4 protein-coding genes are annotated in these 3,034 nt (G+C 55.2%); 2 read left to right on the top strand and 2 right to left on the bottom strand.

The annotated features are described in order from the left end of the window. Together oxc and AC221Y_RS22655 are read right to left on the bottom strand one after the other, a co-directional pair. Window positions 1-1,111 (bottom strand): oxalyl-CoA decarboxylase (oxc, locus tag AC221Y_RS22660; protein ID WP_486708553.1); only part of this gene is annotated, 1,111 nt, incomplete at its 3' end. Window positions 1,112-1,134: 23 nt separating this feature from the next. Next, window positions 1,135-1,857, bottom strand: a complete 723-nt coding sequence (locus AC221Y_RS22655; protein WP_486708552.1) for a GntR family transcriptional regulator — start codon at window positions 1,855-1,857, stop codon at window positions 1,135-1,137. Window positions 1,858-2,090: 233 nt separating this feature from the next. Between AC221Y_RS22655 and AC221Y_RS22650 the strand changes: the two genes are divergently transcribed. Continuing rightward, complete coding sequence (locus AC221Y_RS22650) at window positions 2,091-2,633, top strand: hydrolase (protein WP_486708551.1); 543 nt, start codon at window positions 2,091-2,093, stop codon at window positions 2,631-2,633. Between the two features lie 187 nt (window positions 2,634-2,820). Continuing rightward, window positions 2,821-3,034 (top strand): ATP-grasp domain-containing protein (locus AC221Y_RS22645; RefSeq protein WP_486708550.1); only part of this gene is annotated, 214 nt, incomplete at its 3' end.

Below are 3,034 nucleotides of genomic sequence, written 5' to 3'. Positions count from 1 at the left end.
TCTTGGCCTTGACCGCCTCGGTCCATTCCGCAGGCGGCGCTTTCCAGTCGTCGCCCATGCCATCGACCAGAGCCGACAGACAGGAGCCGATATCACCCACCAGAGGAGCCGCAATCTCAACATTGCTGTCCATTTCCCTCGGTTCGATATCGATCTGAACGAATTTCGTCGAATGAGGCTCACCCCATGACTTTCCTTTGCCGTGTGACAGCAGCCAGTTCAGACGGGCCCCCACCATTACAACGACGTCGGATTCTTTCAAAACCAGCGACCGTGCGGGACCAGCCGACAATTCATGCGTGTCGGGCAGCAGACCCTTGGCCATGCTCATCGGCAGATAGGGGATGCCGCTCTTTTCGACGAATTCGCGGACAACATCGTCGCACTGAGCATAGGATGCGCCCTTGCCGAGGATGATCAACGGCTTCTTGGCGCCTTTGATTACGTCGAGAGCACGCGCAACGGCATCCGGTGCAGGAAGTTGAGCCGGCGCAGGGTCAATCACTTTGACCAGAGATTTGGCGCCCTCGACCTCATCCATAACCTGACCAAGCAGAGCACCCGGAATATCCAGATAGACACCACCCGGACGACCGGAAACGGCCGCGCGGATCGCACGGGCCACACCGATGCCGATATCTTCAGCATGCAGGATCCGATAGGCGGCTTTACACAGCGGCTTGGCGATGGCCAACTGGTCCATCTCTTCATAGTCGCCCTGCATCAGGTCGACGACTTCACGCTCGGAAGAGCCGGAAATCAGGATCATCGGCCAGCAGTTCGTGGTCGCGTGCGCCAGAGCGGTCAGTCCATTCAGAAAGCCGGGCGCGGAGACCGTGAGGCAGATACCCGGCTTCTTTGTCAGATATCCGGCGATGGCAGCCGCGTTACCGGCGTTCTGCTCGTGGCGGAACGACAGAACCCGAATGCCCTGAGCCTGCGCCATACGCCCGAGGTCCGTAATCGGAATACCGGGAACGCCATAGATGGTTTTGACGTCATTGAGCTTGAGCGCATCAATCAGCAGGTGAAAGCCGTCTGTCAAAGCCTGTGGAGCTTCTGCTCCTCCGGCCTTTTCATCCACGCTCTGTTCAGAACCAGATAAAGTCATTTTTGTGTCTCCGTGATCTTCAATTACGATAAATTCGATTCAGCTCGGGCCGAGCCGATGTTTTCAAGTCTGGTCCACGTCTTGTGGATGTGCGCGTGCAGCCGCATAGTGTGCTCGCGAACAAGTCTGGACGCCAAATCGCCATTCCGGCTTTCCAGCGCCTCGATGATTTCCATGTGCTCCGCAACCGAACGGCTGGCGCGATCATTCTCGCCCAGAGCACGGCGGCGGACGGCGTGCATGTGAATGAACAAGGCATCCGCCAGCGTTCCAAGCGCGGCCACGCCTGAAAGCTCCAGGATGGTCCGGTGGAAGTTGATATTCGCAACTGAGTATTCTTCGATTTCCGCGCGATCGGCATTGACGCTGTGCTTCATCGCGAACTTTCGCAAGTTGCGGAAATCAGTATCGGTAGCCTTTTCAGAGGCCAGCCGCGCGGCCATGCTTTCAAGAGCTGCCCAGACGATAACCATCTCAAGGATCTCTTCGCGCGACTTGCGCAAGACGAACACGCCTTTGCGCGGTATGATCTCGACCAGCCCCTCGTGAGCCAGGCGCGCAAGCGCCTCCCTGATCGGAGTGCGTGAGATTCCCAATTTGCTGGCAAGAGTGCGCTCATCCAGCCGCAAATCGACATTGGGCTGATAGATATTCATATCAAGTATAGCGTTCCGCAACACGTCGTACGTGTGGTCTTTCAGCGTAAAATTTAACGCTATAGGACTCAGCGAGTCGCTAATCGACATTTGTTTCCTCCCAGCGCGACCACTCCTCTGATCGCTTACAACGAACAGATTTCCCTGCTCATTATGTGGTATACCATACACCTCAATCTAAGCCGGTCAACTAATTTATTTTCTATATTTTACAGCGAAAAAACTTGACAAAACGCCCCGTGGTATACCACACACCATGCAGGTGAAGTCACTTGGTTTGAACAAGATCCATCTGATTCGGACATGTTAAAAGGAATCACTGCGTGCTGATAAGGGCAAAAGATTCGGTTTTGGTCGTCATAGATGTTCAAGAGCGTCTTGTCCCTGCCATGCAGGCTCCTGCCCGCACGTTACATAATACGAAACTGCTGCTTGCGGCCGCAAAAATCAACCATGTTCCGGTAATTCTGACAGAGCAATACCCCAAGGGCCTGGGCCACACTGTCCCGGAAATCAAACAGGCAGCAGGCGATTCCATCATTATTCCGAAAATGCATTTCTCATGCATGGAAGACAGCAACTTCGCCGAGACTTTCAGGTCCATGGGCGCCAAGCAGGCGATACTGGTTGGTATGGAAGCCCATATCTGCGTTGTACAGACCGCAGCCAGTCTTGTTGAAGAGGGCTACGAGGTCTTCGTCGTCTCTGATGCGACGGCGTCCAGGACAATCGAAAGCGAAAACGCCTGCCTTGAGCGTCTCAGCGCCTCGGGTGTAAGCATTGTAACGACGGAAATGGTGGTCTTTGAATGGCTGGGCCAAGCTGGTACCAAGGCCTTCAAGGAACTTCTGCCGCATATAAAATAGAATTGCCTCTGAAACGGGGAGCACGGGGAGAGAGAACACAAGGTCAGGAATTCTAAGCCAAGGTCAACCGGCCTGAAACTTGCGCGGCTGTTGTCAAGGGAGAGGCAACCACAAGGCCGCGAAAAGTCCGATCACCCGGAAAACCTAACGCAGTTGACAGATATCAGTCGCATATTGGGAGAGAGACATGAACATCCACGAATATCAAGCCAAGGAAGTCTTGAAAGGCTTCGGCGCACCTGTCGCCAAAGGAGTGGCGATTACCAGCCTCGATCAGGCAGAAGGCGCGATCGCCGCGCTGCCCGGACCGGTCTGGGTCGTCAAGAGCCAGATCCACGCCGGCGGGCGCGGCAAGGGCAAATTCAAGGAACTCGGTGAAGACGCGAAAGGCGGCGTCCGGG

This window comes from Boseongicola sp. (genome assembly GCF_057460485.1).
The sequence above is the reverse complement of the archived record's forward strand: the minus strand, read 5'-3'. Positions and strand labels throughout refer to the sequence as shown.